We start from the raw sequence: 18,856 nt of genomic DNA, 5'->3' as shown, positions 1-18,856 counted from the left end.
GGGCATAACTCACCCGTTTAAGAACTGCATATTCTTATCAATCATCTAAAAATCAAATAATAAACTATTACTTTCTAACCCTTGAATCCTTCACGGAGATTACACTATCCTGCAAAGAAAATACAATATCCGTGGTTTCTTGCAATAACTCCAATACCTCCTTCACACCTATATCATTCGGGATATATCCCGAGAAACGTGTATCCTTTACCGCCGTGGAATTATACAGGACAGACACATCATACCATCTACTCAACTTACGCAGTATAACCTCCAACCGTTCGTCCTCGAAACAGAACTTATCTTCCAGCCACGAGATATACGGTAGCGGATTAACCACCTGTACTTCAACCACCTTATCCTGCCTCATAACGATCTGTTCCCCCGGCTTCATCCGCACGACCGTATCCCTCGTTCTCATTTCCACGCTTCCCGATAGCAACGTGACATTTGACATCTCTTCATCATCATAGTTCATCACGTTAAATGACGTACCCAACACTTTCACGGCAAAATTCTTGCTCGTCACGAAAAACGGCGCCTCATTATTCTTCGTCACGTCAAAATAAGCCTCTCCGTCCAAATACACTTCCCGCTTCCCGACAGCAAACACAACCGGATACTTTATCTTTGAATCAGCGTTCAAGGTAACTCTCGTTCCGTCACTCAACACCACCTTGTACAAACATCCCTTGGGAACAACCAGCGTGTGATAGAAAGAAGAAGAATCCGCATCCCCCCTCTTCACTCGTGTATAGTCCAGCACTCCGGGGCCTTTAGAGAATACAACACCCAAAGAATCCAATTGCACGGATCTATCCGCTTCGTTCAAAGTCACTACTTCCAAATCCGATAAAATCAACCTCGCTACCTTCGAATGTTCGGCTTGTTGCGCTACCTGTCTGACAAAATATTCATTATCCGATTCCTTCTCTCCCAACATATAAAAGAACATTCCCCCCAATACAAATAACACAATAGAAGCCGCGTACCCCCAGCGAAGCCACGGTCGCTTGGTCAAACGTTTAACAGTTTCCGACTCTTCTACTCTATTCAGGAATAATTTAAAATCTTCATTTGCGTCATACTTTGAATATTCCTTGAATCGTCCCATCACGTACCGGTCACTTTCCACATCCTCACGCAAATCTTCCACTGTATCTTTACCGAGCAATTCATCCAGCATCGCTTCCTCCGCAGGAGTAATCGTCCCAGCCCATAACTTGCAAAGCAAATCTCCGATTATATGTATCTTTTCATCTTCCATTCTACTAATAAAACGTGCTCGGTCGCACTTGGTATTACAATAATTTCAAAAAATTAAATCTCAAACCTCTCTTTCGCATTTATCAAACGATCTCTCAAGTATTTTATACTCCTGTTCTTCTGTACTTTCACCGTATTTATACTGATTCCCAACTTATCCGCTATCTCTTTCCCCGAAAAACCACTGATACTCAATTGCACGATTCTTCTACGGTCAGGCGGTAAATCATCAATATACAAGTACAACTGCCGAATGATTTCCTCTCGTACCGACCTCAAAAGAAAATCATCATAAGAGTCGTCCGTTGTTTCTTGTTCCATTGACGCCAGTACCCGTTCCCGCACCTTCTTCTTGCGAATAAAATCCATCGAACGATTGTACAACGACTTGTACAAATACCCCAGCAATTCCCTTGAATTCTGAAAATGGACATCCGACCTCCACACGTTCACCAACAACTCCTGTACTATATCTTTCGAGGTATCAATATCATTGATTATAGACTCGACATAAGTACACAACGCCGCATAACACGACGAGTAGAGTTGCTCCCAACTCCTTGTGTCTTTCATGTTGATTCCCGTTATAATCGTATCCAATTTCACCATCAGTACAAATAATACACAGTAATTATCCAATTCATATATAGAACGTACTAATGTAATAAAAGTATTACAATAAATTCGTTCTTTATTTTCAACAGAATAATTGCGTGGTATATAGTTCCTATTTCACCCTCGTTTCGCCACGGGTAACTCGAATACAGCCCCGTCATAACACAAATCCGTGTTCGGGAAAATCTCCCGGGCTTGTTTCAACAAAGGGGTAGGATCGGGATAACGGGATGAAAAATGTCCCAGCAGGAGGTGTTTTGCTTCGGCAAGTAGAGCCATTCGCGCCGCTTGCCCCGCGGTACTGTGGAATGTTTCTTTAGCTAAATCTTCAAACTCGTTCCCGTAAGTGGATTCATGATAAAGTAAATCCACACCTTTCACGTGTTCGGCAAAACACTCCCGGAACAACGTGTCGGTCATGTAAGCGTAGGATCGGACGGCAGGCGGAGCCATCGTCAAGCGGCAATTAGCGATCACCTCTCCATCGGGAGTCACGAAATCCTCGCCCTTTTTCAGCCGGTGCATGAAAGCCACCGGCACTTGGAAAGCATCCGTCATATCCCGGCGAATCGTTCTTTCCCGTTCTTTCTCGGTAAATAAAAAACCTGTCACGGGAGCATCATAACGATGTTTCAAAGGAAAAGTACGCACGGTCAACGCTTTGTCTTCATAAATCAAAGCGGGTTCCCGTTCCAAATGATGAAAAATCAAGGGAAAATTCAAACGGGTATTCATCACTTTCAACTGAAACTCGATAATCTCTTGCAAACGCTTGTCCGAGTAAACGTGCAATTCGGCTTTCCTGTCCTGCAAAGAAAGACTGGACAACAAACCGATCAAACCGAAAAAATGATCCCCGTGCAAATGGGAAATAAAAATATGATTGATCTTGTTATACGGCACCTTGAAACGCCGCAATTGCTGCTGGGTTCCCTCCCCGCAGTCAATAAGAAAGTACCGCTCAAGTACATTAAGCACTTGAGCGGCAGCATTTCGTTGAAGCGTGGGTACGGCAGAACCGCACCCTAATATAGTTAGCTCAAACTTCACTAGTTATTATTCTTTTCTTCTTCTTCTCTAGCTTCCATTTGGTCTTTCAAAGCAGCCAACTCGGTGATATCACCCAAAGTGGTTTTCTCCAGTTTCTCTTTCACTTTCTTCACTGCTTTTTTAGTTGCGCTAGCCTCATCTTTCTTCTTCGCGTTATCGGTAGCTTTCTGCTCGTCTTCGAAAATACGAGAGTGAGAAAGAATGATTCTCTTGGCACCCTTGTTGAATTCGATCACCTTGAACGGCAATTTCTCGTCAACCTTAGCCTGAGAACCGTCTTCTTTTACCAAGTGGCGAGGAGTTGCGAATCCTTCTACGCCATAAGGCAACGCGATAACGGCACCCTTATCGAAGATTTCGGTAATCGTACCTTCGTGGATAGAATCAACCGTGAAGATGGTTTCGAATACATCCCAAGGATTCTCTTCCAATTGCTTGTGACCTAAACTCAATCTTCTGTTATCCTTATCAATTTCAAGAACAACTACATCAATATCGGCTCCAATCTGGGTAAACTCAGCCGGGTGTTTCACTTTCTTCGTCCAAGACAAATCAGAGATGTGGATCAAACCGTCAACACCTTCCTCGATCTCAACGAATACTCCGAAGTTCGTGAAGTTACGCACGATAGCTTTATGTTTCGTGCCAACAGCATACTTCTCTTCGATATTTTGCCACGGGTCGTTTTTCAATTGTTTGATACCCAAAGACATCTTTCTCTCGTCTCGATCCAAGGTAAGAACTACAGCCTCTACCTCATCTCCTACTTTCATGAAATCTTGAGCGGAACGCAAATGTTGTGACCATGACATCTCTGAAACGTGAATCAAACCTTCAACGCCCGGGGCAATCTCAACGAAGGCACCGTAATCAGCCATAACAACTACTTTACCTTTCACGCGGTCACCTACCTTCAAGTCTGCGCTCAAAGCATCCCACGGGTGCGGAGTCAATTGTTTCAAACCAAGAGCGATACGTTTCTTCTCGTCATCGAAGTCAAGAATAACAACATTCAACTTCTGGTCTAATTCCACGATCTCGTTCGGGTGATTTACGCGGCCCCAAGAAAGGTCGGTAATGTGGATCAATCCGTCTACGCCACCCAAGTCGATGAATACCCCGTAAGAAGTGATATTCTTAACGGTACCTTCAAGTACCTGTCCTTTTTCAAGTTTGGAGATGATGTCTTTCTTCTGCTGTTCCAACTCTGCCTCGATAAGAGCCTTGTGAGATACAACAACGTTCTTGAACTCTTGGTTGATTTTAACCACCTTGAATTCCATCGTCTTCCCAACATAAATATCATAGTCACGAATCGGCTTAACATCGATCTGAGAACCCGGTAAGAATGCCTCGATACCGAATACGTCAACGATCATACCGCCCTTCGTGCGACATTTAACAAATCCTTTGATAATCTCGTCGTTTTCCAACGCAGCATTAACACGATCCCAGCTACGTAAAGCTCTTGCTTTCTTGTGAGAAAGAGTCAACTGACCTTTTTTGTCTTCTTGAGTCTCAACGTAAACTTCTACTTTATCTCCCACTTTCAATTCCGGATCGTAACGGAATTCATTCAATGAAATGATACCGTCTGACTTGTAACCGATGTTTACAACGACTTCTCTCTTGTTCATCGAGATAACAGTACCTTCAACAACTTCTTTCTCAACTACTGATGAAAGAGTTTCAGCATACCTGTTTACTAATTCTTCTTTTTCAGATGCGGGGATTACATCATCATTCGCGTAGGCTTCCCAATCGAAATTGTCATCAGCCTCGGCACTTGTAGTTGCTACCGGAGCAGCTTTCTTGGTTTCTTCTTGTGCAAGTTCCACTTGCATTTCTTTTTGTTCTTCAGTCATAATAATAAATGCTTGTCCTCTAATAAATTAGACATTATATTTTTCTAATACGGGCGCAAAAATACAAATAAATATTAACCCTGACAAACAAAATGCACTGAAAAATAACACGTAACCTATAAAAACCCACTATAATTCTACCCAAGACATAAGCTATTCCCCCAACAAATCCGGGCGCAATCGCCTCGTGCGTTCCAAGGCTTGTTGTTCCTGCCACTCGTCAATCAAGGCGTGATTGCCCGACAATAGCACATCCGGCACCCGCCAACCGTTGAACTCCGCGGGACGCGTGTACACGGGCGGGGCAAGCAGGTTGTCCTGAAACGAATCGGTCAAAGCGGAAGTCTCGTCCCCCATGGCTCCCGGCAACAAACGCACAACGGCGTCCGTCATGATACAGGCGGGTAACTCCCCTCCCGTCAGCACGTAATCGCCCACGGAAATCTCCCGGGTAATCAAATGCTCCCGGATCCGGTGGTCAATCCCTTTATAATGCCCACAAAGAATCATGATATTCTCCTTCAACGACAATTCATTCGCCATCTTCTGGTTGAATGTAGGGGCATCCGGGGCGGTGTAGATAATCTCGTCGTAATGTCGCCGGGAAGTCAATTCATTGATACAATCAAAAATCGGCTGTACCGCCATCACCAGTCCGGCATCCCCGCCGAAAGAATAGTCATCCACCTTCCGGTGCTTATCCTTCGACCAATCCCGTATATTATGGATATAAATCTCCACGATCCCTTTTTCTTTCGCCCGTTTGATAATCGAATGATTCAAAGGACTCTCCAGTAACTCTGGTACAACACTTAATATATCAATGCGCATAACAATTGAAAGTTGAAAATTGAAAGTTGAAAATGCCGATGTAAATCTGACGGCAAATCCCAATACCGCACAAAGATATAAATTTATCTTTTGAAAATAACAGGAACTACCCACGACTGTCTAAACAGTTTACCCCGTTGATATAAAGTTTCCCATTCCTCAAGCATCTGCACTGCTTTCATCGCCTCCTCGTCAAAAATAGTTGAACCGGATGAACGAATTATTTTCACCACCGGCTTTATCTCTTCAGACGGAATAATACAGAATACCACTCGTGCTCTTTCCGGTGTATTTGCTGCAACTTTACCCCAATCTATATGTCCATATATGAAATCTTTAAGCAATTCCGGATTCTCCCAATATCCCGGCCTACAAGCCCAATAATTATTCCAATCTACCCGCTTAACCACATTTCCTTCCTGAACTATAATTTCAGATTCCTTCTCGTACACGGACTGATAACCGGAATGAACGTAGAAAATGCACTCCCCCCGGGGAACGATTAAAGTGTCTGTTACCCACGAAGCTCTCACTCTACCATTAATGACTTCTCCCGGCAGCAATTTTTCCAAGTTTATTTCAATTGTATCACTTAAATCAGACTCTATATTTACCAGATACAATTCATTATCAATAATCTCCCATGTCGCAATATACCCTCTCCAACAAGCTGTGGATGTCCACATCGCACCCATTTCTTCCAATCTCTCACGTATTGAATCTATATCACGTCTTAATTCCAAGGGATTACTAAACAACCAAGAAGTATCTTTACCCCATATTAAAACATCCCCGGCTTGTGCTGTTGCATGAACTCTCGGAATAGTGGAAAATAACACTAATATCACAAATAGTCGTTTCATACGTCTATAAATTTGAGAATTATTTTACAAATATAATAAATCAAGAATAAAAAACAACTTTGGGAAGAAACAAAAAAGCCATTATATTTGTTACCGGATTCATGAATATGACAAAATGATTATAGAAAAAGGGACGGCAGCAGACATCAACGAGCTGGAACAATTATATAATGACTTGAATGACTTCCTTGCATCCGATATTAACCACCCGGGATGGATCAAAGGAGTGTACCCCGTCCGGGAAAACGCGGAAAAGGGTGTCAAAGAAGGTAACCTGTACGTGGCAAGATGCGACGGGCAGATTATCGGTTCCATAATACTGAATCATCACCCGGAAGAAGCGTACAAAATTGCACCGTGGGGTATTGATTCGGATTACAGTAAAATATTCGTGATTCACACGCTTGTCGTTCACCCGGACTTTCTGAAAGCCGGCATCGGGAAAAAATTAATCTCCTTCGCGTGTGAATCAGGAAAAGAGCAAGGTATGACTGCGATTCGTCTGGACGTTTACGTGAACAATATTCCCGCCATCAAACTGTACGAGAAATTTGGATTCAAACACGTGGCTACAGTCGATCTGGGACTTGGAGAGTACGGACTGCACAAATTCCAGTTATACGAAAAGATACTGTAACAGGAATCGTATCGTAAATTCAACGCTTAAAAGGAACAGCCTCCAACTTCACATACTTGATTCCAGTTGAACTTTGATTTCTTGTAAGTTTATATTATCTTTGTTATAACAATAAACAAAAAACATAGGAAGCGAAGGTTTACAAGAATGATATATCAATCCTTACACCGACTTCGGTTTCAAGAAGTTGTTCGGCACAGACATGATACAGGAACGAGTTTTCGAACGTTTTTTCAAAGCGGCAGAAATTGCCGGGTTCTCCAAGTAAGAACTATTTGAATACGAGGATAGCCTGAAAGTTTTCCGGGATTGGTACAGTGTGGTTAAAACGGCAGAAAAGAAAGGGCATATTAAAGGATTTGAGGAAGGTGAAAAGAAAAAACAAATAGTCAAAAACTTAAAAGCCTTGGAAGTTCCAACAGAGGTTATAATTAAAGGAACCCGCTTATCGCGAGAAGAGATTGAAAAGTTATAAAAACTTTCGACATAAAATAAATCAGCCAACTAGAATTAGTTGGCTGATTTATTTTATTGTTCAATTATTTCAAGTAATCTTCAAAATAATCCGTCACTTTCTGCATCAGATGAATACGGTCACGTCCCATAACATTGTGCTCGGCACAAGGATAAGGGAAGTAATCCACTTGCACGTTATTTTTGATACATTCCCGGATAAAACTCAAGCTATGTTGCCATACCACAACAGGATCGACAGCACCTTGACAAATCAATAATTTGCCTTTCAAGTCTTTGGCTTTGGCGATCAAACTCACTTTGGCGTACCCCTCGGGATTCTCCTGCGGGGAGTCCATGTAACGCTCTCCATACATGGCCTCGTACCATTTCCAGTCAATCACGGGACCTCCGGCAACACCCACTTTATAAATATCGGGGTAATTGGTAATCAACGAAATCGTCATAAACCCGCCGTAACTCCAACCGTGAACACCAATACGCTCTGCATCCACCCAAGGGAATGACTTCAGCCACTCGATACCTTTCACCTGATCTTTCATTTCCACCTGACCGCATTGACGATGAATCACCTCTTCGAAAGCCTTTCCCCGGTTCGGGGTACCGTGATTATCAATAATAAATACCACGTAACCGTGTTGAGCCATATACATTTCCCACATGCGGATATTGGCATTCCAGATATTGGTCACCATTTGAGCATGCGGTCCGCCATACACGTAATGAATTACCGGGTATTTCTTGTTCGGGTCGAAATTCATAGGCTTAATCAACCGATAGTATAAATCACAACCGTCGTCAGCCTTTATAGAGCCCAAAGTAACTTCACCCCAGTTGTAATCCTTGTTCGGGTTCTCCACCTCTTGAACACGGCGTACCACTTTACCGCTATTGGTAGCCAAATCAACGTTGCGAGGGGTCTTTACACTACTGTAACTATCGATAAAATAACTGCAATCCCCGCTCATCGTGATCGTGTGCCAACCTTCCTCGGGAGTCAGACGGGTTTTCTTGCCACTCTTCACGTCTACCCGGAAAAGTTGTTTTTCCACCGGGGACACTTCCGAAGAAAGGTAATACACGTACTTCCCGGCACGATCCATACCCGCGTAAGCCACGTCGGCATCGACATCCGTCAGACGTTTAATCAGCTTGCCGTTCACGTCATACAAGTAAAGATTGAAATAACCGTCCCGGTTATTCGTCTCGTAAAGGAACTGCTTCGGGTTATTCTTCATGAAAACCAGCCCGTTTTGAGGCTCCACGTAAGTATCGGATTTTTCCTCGAATAACGTGGCAATCTGTTTCCCGGTAGAAGCATCGTATTTGTTCAGACGCATGTGATTCTGCCCCCGGTTCAACACCTGAATATACACGATGTCGGATTCCGGCGCCCACGTCACGCCCGTGAGATACTGTTCCCGCCCGAAATCATTCACGTCCAGAAAAACAGTAGTACCGGAAGCGATGTCATAAACACCCATCGTCACCAACTCGGACTTCATTCCCGCCATCGGGTATTTGATTTCTTTCAGATCTCCGGTACGGCTATTGATATCCAACAAGGGAAAATTCGTCACTTCGCTCTCGTCCTTACGGTAAAACCCAAGTTTCTTACCGTCAGGCGACCAGAATATACCGCCCGTGATACCGAACTCGTTGCGACTAACCACCTGACCGTTCACGATATTCTTGTCCTCATCGGAAGTCACGGCGTAACTGTTTCCCCGTTCATCCATGTAATACAAATTGTTGTCTACCGTGTAAGCATACATGTTACCTGCCTTCGAGTAGGTCTGATTGACCGCCCCTTTCGGGAAAGAAAAAGTTTGTTTCAACTGTTTTTTCTCCACGTCGATATGGTAAATTTTCCCTTGACGGGCAACTACCAGCGTGTTTCCGTCCAACCAAGAAAAATTAGGGAAGCCTTTCAAATCAGCCCCGATAATTTTGTTTAACTCCGGCACGGTCAACAAAACGGTTTTCTCACCTTTATCCGCCGACTCACCCGTGAGTCCTTCACGGTCGAGATAAGTAAACTGATTCTTATCCCCCTGCCATTGGATATACTTTGCCCGCGGATACAAATGGTACCCCACGACAGCCTCTTCCATGGTCAAAACCTTCTCCTGTGCATTCAAACCGAACATCATACTTAATCCGATTATCGTCAACAATGTTTTTTTCATCCTTTCTTCTGCTGTTATTATTTATTCATCAATTGTAAATTCATCTCTATCTTCTAAAACGGGAAATTTTGCACGGAACCCTTCCAAAGCCCCCAAATCGACATCCGCCACCTGTACTTCGTCGGCATAAGGCTCACAAGCCACCAGCACCTCTCCCCGGGGAGATATCACCATAGAATCGCCGGAATATTGCAGACCGTTTCCGTCCTCCCCCACGCAATTCACGCCCACCACGTAGCACTGGTTCTCGACGGCCCTCGCCTTCAACAATATCTGCCAAGGCTCCCTCCTTGCCTCCGGCCAGTTAGCCACATAAACAGCCAAGTCATACCCGGAAGTATTACGGCTCCACACGGGGAATCGCAGGTCGTAACAAATGAAAGGCGCGATCTTCATGCCCTTGTATTCAAACACCAGCAACTCGTGCCCGGCGGTGAAATGCTCGTCTTCATGCCCCATCGTGAAACGATGCCTTTTATCGTAATGCAACACTTTCCCCCCCGGAAATGCCGCCAGCAAACGATTGAAATAATGTCCGTCTTCAAAATAAATGGTCGATCCCATGACCAAAGCGTCTTTCTCGTCCGCCCAATCCTGCATACACCGGTATACCGCCTCGTGGAAAGGAGCCACCTGATCTTTACCCGTCATCGTGAAACCGGAAGAAAACATCTCCGGCAGCACGATAATATCCACCCCGTTTATGTCACTCATACGTTTGTTGAAGAGTTTCAAATTCAAGGGAACATTTTCCCATTCCAAACGTGCCTGTACGATTGCTACCTTCATAATCCTTTTATTTTAGTTTAATCTCCTGCCGAAAAGTTTTCCGGATGACGGGGATTAGCGTCCTTGTAAGTCGACATGATGTATTTCAAATCGGCATCCGGATCATCCGAGGGAACAAACCGAGGTCCCCACGTGCAATATTTATCTTTATAATCGATTCTGCCTAGATACACGGGAACACCCGCCTCTCTCGCGATTACCAGAAATCCTTTCTTCCATTTCTTTCGCTTTTTGCGACTTCCTTCCGGGGTAATCGTCAGGTACATCACGTCCCGTTTATTAAATTCCTCCACCATCCGCTCTACAAGATGATTTTCTTTATTTCCCCGGTCAACGGGAATCACGTTCAAGGCTCTCAAGATAGCCCCCAAGGGAAAAAAGAAAAATTCCTTCTTCATTAATATATAAGTAGGAATCCCATAACTCATGAACGTGAGCTTTCCCCATATAAAATCCATAATAGAAGTATGCGGCACGGAAATCACCACCGCTTTTTTATCCACGGGCAAACTTCCCTTGAGTTTCCAACCGAACATTTTCAGTATCAGACGTGCGATATATTTCATAGCTTTTACTATTTCCTAAAATCTTGCCAAAGTTAGTACTTTTCCGGGAATAACACCTAACTAAAATAGGACACAATGTTTTTTATTACAAATAATATCGAACAAGAACACGATTCTCTATCCTACACACTCGTGCCATATTTTCAGTCCCGAATAATTAATTAACAACAACTTCGCTTCACTTGAATAACGTGAAGCGAAGTATAATATAAACTTTTCCAACGATAATACAGACTATTATTTCTGAACTTTAACCCACTTTATGGCATCAGCAACGACAACTTGCGGGTCACTATCTTTGTCAGCGGAATTACGTTTACGATCCCTGTCACTCAATGTCACCCTTCCCTTCCCGTGGAAATCAAAAACACCCAAGGACAACCATCCCCCATCATCCTTACTCATAGAAAGCACAACCTCGTGTTCTTCCTTCCCGTCAAATACGGTATAATAGTACTCCCTTAAGAAATCACTGATTCTGTTTCTTTCAAAAGGTTGATAACAAAATACCTCGTATGCTCCCTCGGGTAAATCAGTTTCCCATTGTACTTTTTGGTTACCCTTGCCGGCTTGTTTAAAATACGCTCCTTTCACGGGAAAACCATAACCACCAGCCTCTTTGACCGTAAAACCCCAGTGATCTTCAGGGGGAAACTTGTAATACTTGGCACGAGTCTCGACTTGTCCGAACAAAGAAGCTATATTAAACTTTCTGGTTTCAAGGATAGTGAATCCCGGATCAGCGTCATCCACGATAATCTCGTTCTCGTTCACAGTTGAGAACGAGGTCGAATCGAGGGGTAAATACCACGTGGTGGTGTCGGTATAGACATCCCTTTTCTCGCTTGATAATTCAACATATCCCGGGATATTTAAAGCCATAATGGTATATATGTTAGTATTATCAGCAGATACATGCGCTCTTATAGCCCGTCCTTCTCCCGGAGGAATAATCCACATTCTCGGTCGATAACCACTCGTCTGGACAATACCCGGCACTTTTCCCCGGTTAAACACCTTGATATCGTACGTATTGTGCATACGATACCTCTCATCCACCACATAAATGACGTGACCGTCTATCTCGAAAAGAGGTAACTCGTTACTTCTAAACCAATTCATAACAATGGAGTCCAACCTAACATTAAAATGGGCGAAGACTTCTCGAGAAAATTCCTCTAGAGTCGTTTCCTCGAAAAGGTGTCGCTTGAGGAAATCATGATAAGCATCGTTAAATTCTTTTTTCCCGATTCTGATCGCCAACAGAGCGTTTAACTCCATACATTTTTTGCGGATAATCTTATCAAGCAGATCCGGGGACAATAAGGGATCACTCAAAGCCTCTTCCAGACTATGCTCTTTCATGTAATCGAGGACATAGTACTCTATATCCGTCCCATGCTCCCAACTTAAGTTGGGATTAAAAGCCAAAGACAAGACATCATTAATCAAAGGACACTCGTCAGAGTAAACGAAACCCGTGTTACCCATACCGCTTGATTCCAGACCATAACTTCCTCGCTCAAACAGTTGAAATTCATTATCAAACCATAATTGAGTTTCTGGTTCTTCGTACGATCGTAATTGAGTTTTCAATCTCTTGTTGTCAGAAAAGAAAGACATGTCCACCGAGTATTTCTTTTCCGGGAGAAATATCATTCCCCCTTGTACCCTTTCTCCCTCCTGCAAGGCCTTCCCCGTGAACACATGAAAAGCACACGGCACTTCCACTATGGTGATCCAACTGTAAGGATATTGTAGCGTGGGATCAACGGCAATTTTATTCATCATGCGTTTTACGGCATAATTGTTATTATTACCATAAAATCCTATTGAAACTTTAGCACTTTCGATTATGTTCTTCCACTCCTCTTTAGGGATTTTATCATAAATATCGAGCATAAACTCATGTTCGGGCAAGTAGAAAAACTCTACCCGCGTCGGATATTCATCCTTTGCAAACTTCGATATTTTAGAGTCAGGAATTGATTGATCCCATTCCCATCTTTTCTCATCACTACCGACTATGATTTCCCGTTTTTTGTAATTACCTACACAAAGACTAATTCCTTTCATGTCATGCTCGAAGGTGAACATTGTCTTCCCATGCGTTTCCCGATTCGCCTCTCCCTGGCATATTGCCACCAAATTCGGATCATGTTCCACTTCCAATTTGTAGCGGGTAAACATGGCTCGCCTGAAACCGGATGCATCGTAGGGAGGCACACTGACCGGGTACCAAGCACATTCCGGCGTGAGTAATTTGTACCCTTTCTCGCAAAATGCGGGACTATAACCGAAATGGTAAATATCAATTGTGTTCACTGCCGGGGAAGCATACTTCTCTTCCGGGGTATCGAGAAAACAAAAACTATTGTCGATTTTCCCCTCGTATTTCACGATCACTTCTTTTGTCTCGCCGGGAGAAACCTTACAGTCCGCAAGAAGCACTTGCAGTTCACGCTGGTACTTGACATTTGCCCCGTCTACGGTAACCGAGGAGATCACAAGTCCGGGATTCAAATAAAGAATCAAAGGAAGTTCCTCGTTATCCTTGTTTGCTACAGTCATTCGACTGGTCACGAAGATACCCCCGTTTTCCGTTTCTTTCAAATGGAGTTGATTGTCGGCAATTTTTAAAACCTTTCTGGGGGTGTACTTTGAATAAGTTTCCCGGAATGCTTCCCGTTCATTAGACACGGATTGGAAACCGTAAGCGACCGCAAAACCTCCGGCAAGAAGCAAGGGAAGCAGTGTCACACGTGCCAATCGGAATGCCGCCCGCACATTATTATGAATCCTAGGGTAAGGGATCACGGCAAGAACAGCCAGCCCTATCCCGAGGAACAAGATAAATACCCGTTGCAGCAAGTAACTACCGGGGGGCACGTGGCCTGTGAAATCGGAAAACATATTGGGAATCCTTGCCGCCAGAGGGTCAAATAACCCGTTTAGCCAAACCGAACCGGGAAGGGTCATCAATCCAAGAATTAACGCCAAAAAAATCACACTCAAGCCTTGATTCCTCGTTAGCCTTGACACAAGAGTAGATACCCCCAAGCAAAAGATAAGGGTTGGAAGGTTTAGCGTCAACCAATAAAATAGGTAATACCCGATGTTAAACACCTTGGGATAAAAAAGAAGGTTCAGCAATCCGCAAAAACCGAGGATTAACACGTTGATTATGGAGATAGCAACGAGTTTTCCCACTATGCTCCCTGCCGCACTCTCCGAGTTCCCTTGCGGGTGAACGTTCAAGGCATCCCTACTATCCACACGGACTAATCTCGTGTCGTTGATAACGAGTACCGTCACGAAGAAAAGTTGCAAGATGTTGAACAAGTAAGCACACGTGAAGGGAATGGATGAAGGTAATGCCCGGGATACCCATTCCATCGGAGGTTGCCTTAAAAGTTGATCGATACTTTTGACATGAGGCAAAGCAGACAACGGCGTGAACACGTAAAGGACGATTCCCACGATTCCAAGAATTACAAACATCCAAAAGATGACATTCCGTCGGGCACGTTTGAACCCATATAAAGTTTCAATAAAGACATGATTACCGCTCATAACGCTCAATTTTGATTGTATAACACCTGCTCAAAAGTATCATTTTGATAAAAGAAAGTTCATAGTTAAGAATTACTTCAAGAATATTTCCAATATATCTTGAAGTAATTCTTGCCGACAAACCGAATAGAATTATTTTTATCTCGACAATTCAACAAATAGTCGCGCCGTCGATATAGCCTCTCCATATCTGTTTTGAAATTTCACCACATACACTCCAGCATCTTCTGGAAATACATCTACTATTGTCAATTTTGCAGTATTTTTTTTCATATAAAATTGGAACCTTCCCCCAACTGGTAATATTTCTCCATTCTTGTACCATACCGCCAAACAATCAGATGACGAAACAGTGGCAACAAAGGTAATAGAACTTCCTTCTGGAGCTATAAGATCCTTGAGCGGTCTGACTATTTGGGGTGCATAACCTACAAGTGCAACCCTCTCTTGGAAATTCACACTATTTTGCTCTATAATTCTACTTTCCCCATTGAATCCTGTCAACCCTAAAAATAACGCGATGATAAAAACGATCCTCTTTTTCATGTTATTTGTATTTTAAATTAGTAAATAATTAGTATTACAAAAATATTAAAATAAATTCATATATCAAAGAATTTACCCTATTTTTAAAAAGATTAAAAAAATAGTTCATTAGGCAATATAGTATATTTTTAGCTATTTTGAAAATCATCAAATTTAATAAGAATAATTTTCCATATATCGGCAATATACTAAATACTTCTTCGTATTTTGATAAAATTCAAGCAAACACAAAAAAAACTAATCATAATATCATTATTTTCTTGAATTACCATTCTTGATTTCGACCCGCTTCATGATATTAGCAATAATATCTCACTACCATTCACGACATTTTACCTTTAATTATTCAATATCCACTCAAAAATACGAATCCAAAGAATTTCTATTAAAAACAACACCGTTTTATTCAGTGAAATCTTTGCCGTTTCAAAAACAATTACTACTTTTGCCGAGCGAAAATTTAACCTCAGGGGTACACCAAGCGGAGAAATGCCCACCCCATGGTATTAACTTAAAAATGAATTAGAACAATGTACGCAATTGTAGAAATCGCAGGACAACAATTCAAAGTTGAGAAAGACCGTAAAGTCTATGTTCACAGACTGGCTGCAGAAGAAGGTTCTCAAGTAGAATTTGACAAAGTGTTTTTAGTGGACAATGAAGGAGATATCAAAATCGGTACTCCAATTGTAGAAGGAGCCAAAGTTACGGCAAAAGTATTATCTCACTTGAAAGCTGACAAAGTAATCATCTTCAAGAAAAAGAGAAGAAAAGGATACTGCAAAAAGAACGGTCATCGTCAATGTATGACTCAAATTCAGATCGAAACGATCAACGCTTAATTTATTTTGTAACTTCTAAAATTATAAGACGATATGGCACACAAGAAAGGAGTCGGTAGCTCTAAGAACGGTCGTGAATCAGAAAGCAAACGATTAGGAGTAAAGATTTTCGGCGGACAATTCGCCAAAGCTGGTAGTATTATTGTTCGTCAAAGAGGAACTGTACACAACCCCGGATTGAACGTGGGATTAGGTAGAGATCATACCTTGTTCGCGTTGATCGACGGAAAAGTTGTTTTCAAAAAGAAACAAGACAACAAATCGTACGTTTCTGTTGAAGCTATTGCCGAGTAAACAGAAAAATGAACATATTTCGAACTCCTGTCCTTGGTAAAGTACAGGAGTTTTTTTATTTTTACACCCCGGAACAACGGTATCCTCATAAGCCTTTTGTTCCCGTAATCTAAAATCTAAAACCTAAAATTAAGACGGGATGCTAAACCTTAAATTTATTCAGGAAAACAAAGAAACGGTGATTCGTAAATTAGCCGTCAAAAACTTTGATGCCAAGGAATTAGTAGAAAAAATCATCTCTCTTGACAACGAGAGAAAAAACCTTCAAAAAGAATCAGACGATAAACAAGCCGAAATGAATAGCATCTCGAAACAAATCGGCTCGTTGATGAAAGAAGGAAAAAAAGAGGAAGCGGAAACTGCCCGTGCAAACACCACCCGTTTGAAAGAGGAAATCGCCGCGTTGACAACCAAGCACAACGAAACGCTGAACGAGTTGAACACGCTCATCGTGCGCCTGCCGAACCTTCCCCACGACTCCGTACCTCCCGGCAAAAGCGATGCCGACAACGTGATCGTGAAAGTATGCGACAACGTGCCCGCCCACGAGGAAGGACAACTCCCCCACTGGGAGCTGGCAAAGAAATATCAATTAATCGATTTCGAGGTAGGTGTAAAAATCACCGGAGCCGGATTCCCCGTGTACAAAGGATTGGGAGCCCGTTTGCAAAGAGCCTTAATCTATTTCTTTCTGGAGGAAAACATCAAAGCCGGGTTCGAGGAAGTACAACCGCCCCTCGTGGTGAATGAAGATTCCGGCTTCGGAACCGGACAATTACCCGATAAGGACGGACAAATGTATTACGTGAACGAGGATAAACTTTACCTTATCCCGACGGCAGAAGTTCCGGTAACGAACCTTTACCGGGATGTTATTCTTGACGCGGACCAGTTGCCGGTAAAAAACACTGCCTATTCGGCTTGTTTCCGCCGGGAAGCGGGTTCATACGGTAAGGACGTGCGCGGATTGAATCGTCTGCACCAGTTCGATAAAGTGGAAATCGTGCAAATCACTCGCCCGGAAGCGTCTTACGAGGCTCTGGACGGTATGGTAAAACACGTGGAAGGCTTGTTGCAAAAACTGGAACTACCTTACCGTATCGTTCGGTTGTGCGGTGGTGACCTGAGTTTCACGTCTGCCCTAACTTACGATTTCGAGGTATATTCCAAAGCCCAGAATCGTTGGTTGGAAGTCAGTTCCGTTTCCAATTTCGAGGAATACCAAGCGAACCGCTTGAAACTGCGTTTCCGGGACAAAGGAGAGAAGAAAACCATCATGGCTCACACGCTTAACGGCAGTGCGCTGGCTCTGCCGAGAATCGTGGCTTCCTTGCTGGAAAATAACCAAACACCGGAAGGCATCCGTGTACCCGACGTTTTACGCGGATTCATGGGTACGGACTATATCAGATAATAATCAATTTAGGACGTGACCGTAGCGGTCACGTCCTAAATTTCACCTCGATACCTATGCGTTTTATCTACAACACAACATTCCACGTCGAAGAAGAAATAGAGGGTGCATTCAGAAAAGCCATCCACGAATTTTATATTCCTTTCGTCAAAACCAAAGGAGTATGCTGTGACGTTCTGTTCACCAGAATACTGGTAAATGAAGAGGATGGGAAATCATTCTCCCTGCAACTCGTTTTCTCCGTTGCAGACGATTACGCTGTTTTCATGGAACTATACAAGGAAAAATTACTGGGTGTATTGACTGAAATGTTTGGAGAAAAAATGCTTCATTTCAGCACCACGCTGGAAGAAGTATAGAAATCTAAAGGATATGGAAAAACTAATCATGGGCATCGATCCCGGAACTAATTTCATGGGATACGCGATTCTCCGCACTACCGGAAAGAACAGCAGACCCGAACTTGTCGTGTCCGGAGTCGTGGACATGAAGAAACTGGATGATCCATACCTGAAGTTACAACGGGTATTCCAAAGAACCCTGCAAGTCATCGACTCCTATCACCCGGACGAATTAGCCATTGAATCACAGTTTTACGGGAAAAACATCCAATCCATGCTCAAGTTGGGACGCGCACAAGGCGTAGCTATAGCTGCCGCACTGCAACGCAACATACCTATCTTCGAGTACGCTCCCAAAAAAATCAAGATGAGCATCACGGGTACAGGAGAGGCATCAAAAGAACAGATTGCCATCCTGTTAGGCAAGTTTATGGTTATGCCAGACACCATTTCGACACTGGACGAAACGGACGCCATCGCCATCGCTTATTGCCACCATATACAAGGCAACCTCCCGACAACAGGCGGTTCCAAATGCAAAGACTGGGGAGATTTCATCAAACAGAATCCGGATAAGGTTTTGTAAAGCGATAAATTGCTTCACAAAGTTGCAGGTTACAAGTTGAGCCCTACGGCTCTGCAAGTTGCAGGTTGGCTTTTATACAATAGCAAATAGGGTTATCGCCTTCGCCATAACCCTA

At 43.1% G+C, this 18,856-nt stretch carries 18 protein-coding genes; 7 read left to right on the top strand and 11 right to left on the bottom strand.

What is annotated here, in order from left to right:
• Positions 1–67: 67 nt before the first annotated feature.
• From L0M98_RS00880 to L0M98_RS00855, 6 genes are all read right to left on the bottom strand, one after another.
• Complete coding sequence (locus tag L0M98_RS00880; protein ID WP_227214613.1) at positions 68–1,267, bottom strand: FecR family protein; 1,200 nt, start codon at positions 1,265–1,267, stop codon at positions 68–70.
• 53 nt (positions 1,268–1,320) lie between these two features.
• Complete coding sequence (locus tag L0M98_RS00875) at positions 1,321–1,875, bottom strand: RNA polymerase sigma factor (protein ID WP_227214612.1); 555 nt, start codon at positions 1,873–1,875, stop codon at positions 1,321–1,323.
• A gap of 123 nt (positions 1,876–1,998) precedes the next feature.
• Positions 1,999–2,931: a ribonuclease Z gene (locus L0M98_RS00870; protein WP_099292321.1), complete on the bottom strand. Its 933-nt coding sequence runs from the start codon at positions 2,929–2,931 to the stop codon at positions 1,999–2,001.
• Positions 2,931–4,796 (bottom strand): 30S ribosomal protein S1, encoded by a 1,866-nt coding sequence (gene rpsA, locus L0M98_RS00865; RefSeq protein WP_176555063.1) that lies wholly within the window; start codon positions 4,794–4,796, stop codon positions 2,931–2,933. Before rpsA ends, L0M98_RS00870 begins: the two co-directional genes overlap by 1 nt.
• Before the next feature lie 153 nt (positions 4,797–4,949).
• Complete coding sequence (gene trmD, locus L0M98_RS00860) at positions 4,950–5,627, bottom strand: tRNA (guanosine(37)-N1)-methyltransferase TrmD (protein ID WP_186975283.1); 678 nt, start codon at positions 5,625–5,627, stop codon at positions 4,950–4,952.
• Between the two features lie 83 nt (positions 5,628–5,710).
• On the bottom strand, positions 5,711–6,490 hold the full coding sequence (locus tag L0M98_RS00855) for an energy transducer TonB family protein (protein ID WP_227214611.1): 780 nt from the start codon (positions 6,488–6,490) through the stop codon (positions 5,711–5,713).
• Positions 6,491–6,605: 115 nt separating this feature from the next.
• On the opposite strand from L0M98_RS00855, the gene L0M98_RS00850 reads away from it, so the two are divergent.
• Together L0M98_RS00850 and L0M98_RS00845 are read left to right on the top strand one after the other, a co-directional pair.
• The gene (locus L0M98_RS00850; RefSeq protein ID WP_186975281.1) at positions 6,606–7,127 is read left to right on the top strand and encodes a GNAT family N-acetyltransferase; all 522 of its coding nucleotides are present in this window, start codon (positions 6,606–6,608) and stop codon (positions 7,125–7,127) included.
• 319 nt (positions 7,128–7,446) lie between these two features.
• The gene (locus tag L0M98_RS00845; protein ID WP_227214610.1) at positions 7,447–7,602 is read left to right on the top strand and encodes a hypothetical protein; all 156 of its coding nucleotides are present in this window, start codon (positions 7,447–7,449) and stop codon (positions 7,600–7,602) included.
• Positions 7,603–7,666: 64 nt separating this feature from the next.
• On the opposite strand, the gene L0M98_RS00840 is transcribed toward L0M98_RS00845, so the two are convergent.
• The 5 genes from L0M98_RS00840 to L0M98_RS00820 form a co-directional block, all read right to left on the bottom strand.
• Entirely contained in the window at positions 7,667–9,790 is a 2,124-nt protein-coding gene (locus tag L0M98_RS00840) for a S9 family peptidase (protein ID WP_227214609.1), read from the bottom strand.
• A gap of 21 nt (positions 9,791–9,811) precedes the next feature.
• Positions 9,812–10,579 carry an amidohydrolase gene (locus L0M98_RS00835; RefSeq protein ID WP_227214608.1) on the bottom strand — a complete coding sequence of 256 codons (768 nt, stop codon included), beginning with the start codon at positions 10,577–10,579 and terminating at the stop codon, positions 9,812–9,814.
• Positions 10,580–10,596: 17 nt separating this feature from the next.
• On the bottom strand, positions 10,597–11,145 hold the full coding sequence (locus L0M98_RS00830) for a 1-acyl-sn-glycerol-3-phosphate acyltransferase (RefSeq protein WP_186975278.1): 549 nt from the start codon (positions 11,143–11,145) through the stop codon (positions 10,597–10,599).
• A gap of 237 nt (positions 11,146–11,382) precedes the next feature.
• Positions 11,383–14,718 (bottom strand): golvesin C-terminal-like domain-containing protein, encoded by a 3,336-nt coding sequence (locus L0M98_RS00825; RefSeq protein WP_227214607.1) that lies wholly within the window; start codon positions 14,716–14,718, stop codon positions 11,383–11,385.
• A gap of 138 nt (positions 14,719–14,856) precedes the next feature.
• A complete protein-coding gene (locus L0M98_RS00820) occupies positions 14,857–15,264 on the bottom strand; it encodes an immunoglobulin domain-containing protein (RefSeq protein ID WP_227214606.1) in 408 nt (135 codons plus the stop codon).
• A 530-nt stretch (positions 15,265–15,794) separates the two neighbouring features.
• Here L0M98_RS00820 and rplU point away from each other — a divergent pair.
• From rplU to ruvC, 5 genes are all read left to right on the top strand, one after another.
• Positions 15,795–16,106, top strand: a complete 312-nt coding sequence (gene rplU, locus L0M98_RS00815) for a 50S ribosomal protein L21 (RefSeq protein ID WP_099292284.1) — start codon at positions 15,795–15,797, stop codon at positions 16,104–16,106.
• 33 nt (positions 16,107–16,139) lie between these two features.
• Complete coding sequence (gene rpmA / locus L0M98_RS00810) at positions 16,140–16,400, top strand: 50S ribosomal protein L27 (protein ID WP_099292283.1); 261 nt, start codon at positions 16,140–16,142, stop codon at positions 16,398–16,400.
• Between the two features lie 139 nt (positions 16,401–16,539).
• A complete protein-coding gene (serS, locus tag L0M98_RS00805) occupies positions 16,540–17,814 on the top strand; it encodes a serine--tRNA ligase (protein ID WP_099292282.1) in 1,275 nt (424 codons plus the stop codon).
• A 56-nt stretch (positions 17,815–17,870) separates the two neighbouring features.
• Positions 17,871–18,173: a DUF4286 family protein gene (locus tag L0M98_RS00800; RefSeq protein WP_099292281.1), complete on the top strand. Its 303-nt coding sequence runs from the start codon at positions 17,871–17,873 to the stop codon at positions 18,171–18,173.
• A gap of 13 nt (positions 18,174–18,186) precedes the next feature.
• Positions 18,187–18,741 (top strand): crossover junction endodeoxyribonuclease RuvC, encoded by a 555-nt coding sequence (ruvC, locus tag L0M98_RS00795; RefSeq protein WP_186975273.1) that lies wholly within the window; start codon positions 18,187–18,189, stop codon positions 18,739–18,741.
• The last annotated feature ends 115 nt before the right edge of the window (positions 18,742–18,856 follow it).

Source organism: Butyricimonas sp. DFI.6.44, assembly GCF_022132345.1.
Taxonomy (GTDB): domain Bacteria; phylum Bacteroidota; class Bacteroidia; order Bacteroidales; family Marinifilaceae; genus Butyricimonas; species Butyricimonas muris.
This window is presented reverse-complemented; position numbering and strand designations above follow the sequence as displayed.